Raw genomic sequence first — 2151 nt, forward strand, 5'->3', positions numbered from 1 at the left:
GGAGGAATGGCATTGACCTCGTTTGCCGGTAATGGAAAATCTCAGTTGCAAAAAGCAATGGAGACGTCAAAAACTGACCAGGTTGTGGTACAGAGACCGCCAGAGTTAGAGATAAGTGGGTGCCTTATTGACACTAAAGTTCCTATTTTGGGCGGGCTTTTCAGAATAAAAGTGAGAGTCGGGTGCGTGCATCAAACAATAAAGTAAGGTCGTGAAAGATTCTCGCGTCTTTGCCAGACTCAAGGCAAAGACGCACTTCATGAGATTAATATGTAAAACAAAAAAGTGTTAGTGTTATGAAAAAGATACTATCAGTTGTAATACTTTTGACCTTTTTGAGCAATGGTATAGTATGGGGAGCCTCTAAAAAATATGAAAAAGTAGCAGCTACTTCCCCCATTAAGGAGACGCAAGTAAGAGAACAAATGGTGAAGCCGGAAGAGGGGGGATGTCTTATAGATACAAAAATACGTCTTTTTAAAAAAGAATATCCGATACATTTCTTCTGTGTCTCTATCAAAATTAAAGTGTAGTTTTTAATGTGGTTTCTTACTTAAACAAGAAGGATGAGGTAAGCGCTCATCCTTCTTTGCTTCCTTTCAAGGAAAGGATATGGTTTTAAGTTCAAAAAAACAAAGATGATGATACTACGTATTGTTTTGGTACTACTTTTTGTCTGCAGCTATGCGTATGGACAAGACAGTCTTTCCGGCAGTTCGCCGGGGCGTTATTTTCAAGTGCTGTATGAAGTGGAAAACGCCTTCCTCAAAGAGGATAGCGTATCATTTGAAGGCGTGTTGTGGCTAAGCAATGGTCATGATACTTTGTTCTATCAGGAAATAATAAGACAGGGTAATAAAGAAGGTGTGTTTTACCATATAGAAAAATACGGAGAAGCGGTAAAAGAATACAAGCTTTCATTAGGGAAGAAAGCTTTTATGAACAGAAAAGAAAAGAAGAAACAAAGAAAAAGAAAAAAGAAGCAAGCGGCAGCAAAGGCAGAAGAGGAAACAACGCTTGACTCTCTTTCATTGGTAGAGGCTGCTTCAGATTTGCGCTTGGAGTGGGGTAAGTCCAAGGGTGAAAGCAGGCGCATCAATGGCTATCTTTGTTACAAAGATACTGCCCGGCTGGAGGGTAGAGCTTTTTATGAGGTCTGGTATTGCCCCGATTTACCTGCCGGCGGTCCTTGGATTTTGTGGCATCCCGAAGGCTTGGTTTTGGAAGCCCGCACTTTAGATGGAAACTTGACATTCAGGGCTAAGACCATGCAGTATACAAACGAATTGCAGCTTCTGTCGATCGACTCATGGGTGAAGGTATGGCCCATGAACCGTAGTGAATACATTGAATGGGGCAAGGAGTTTGGTGACTATGTAAAAGAGAGTTTGCTTATGCAAATAAAACCTTATTTGAAATTCATGAGCATGGAAAGCATTCAGGGACTTAGGGGCCAGATGAGTACCATGAATAGCTTGCTGCGGGACCCGGGAATAGAGCTTTTGTTCGATAAAGCCATGAATGATGCCGTAGATGAGATGCTGAAGTTGAAATTGAAAGAACAGAGTGATAAAAAAGAAAAGTAAGTATGAAAAGAAACATCTTGTTTTTGATGCTGCTGTGGGCTGCTCTTGTGTGTTGTGTGCAAGCATATGCCCAAAATAATTTTTCCGGAAAAGTAGAGTACCTAATAGTAGAAGATTGGGATTGGCGCGATTCATCACAAATGCCCCCTTTGATAAAACGCAATGTAAAAAGTGCTATCCTGTATTTTGACGTGGCTTCCACATTCTTTGTGGAGCGCACTGAAGGAGTTCCTCTTTCCGGTCTAAAGGGAAGTATGGATAGCATTGCCGCTCCTTACAAAGGGATGTCGCAAGAAGAGTTGGCAATGGAGTATGCCGAAAATGGCCCCAAGCAGATTACCATCAACGTGGAAGAAGAGGGGATAGTTGCTTTTCGGGGAGACCGGTATTATGAGTCGATAAGTACTTTAAATGAAATGAGTAAAGTGCCCTTCGCTTATGTCGAACACCGGGACTCCGTAAAAATCAACTGGAAGGTGTTCCCCGAAGAAAAGCAAATAGGCGAGCTGCTATGCCGGAAAGCAGTGGGGAGCCTTAGGGGGCGTACTTATGTGGCTTGGTATTG

General features: G+C 42.2%; 4 protein-coding genes. All 4 read left to right on the forward strand.

The window, feature by feature from the left end; translation table 11 throughout:
- The coding region (locus K384_RS13915; protein ID WP_038032619.1) for a hypothetical protein at positions 1–207 on the forward strand (207 nt) is incomplete at its 5' end.
- Positions 208–296: 89 nt separating this feature from the next.
- The gene (locus K384_RS11640) at positions 297–533 is read left to right on the forward strand and encodes a hypothetical protein (protein ID WP_038032622.1); all 237 of its coding nucleotides are present in this window, start codon (positions 297–299) and stop codon (positions 531–533) included.
- A 105-nt stretch (positions 534–638) separates the two neighbouring features.
- Positions 639–1586: a hypothetical protein gene (locus K384_RS11645; RefSeq protein ID WP_157630157.1), complete on the forward strand. Its 948-nt coding sequence runs from the start codon at positions 639–641 to the stop codon at positions 1584–1586.
- A gap of 2 nt (positions 1587–1588) precedes the next feature.
- On the forward strand, positions 1589–2151 hold a 563-nt coding region (locus K384_RS11650), incomplete at its 3' end, for a hypothetical protein (protein ID WP_038032627.1).

The sequence above is a fragment of the Thermonema rossianum DSM 10300 genome, from assembly GCF_000426825.1.
Lineage (GTDB): Bacteria > Bacteroidota > Bacteroidia > Cytophagales > Thermonemataceae > Thermonema > Thermonema rossianum.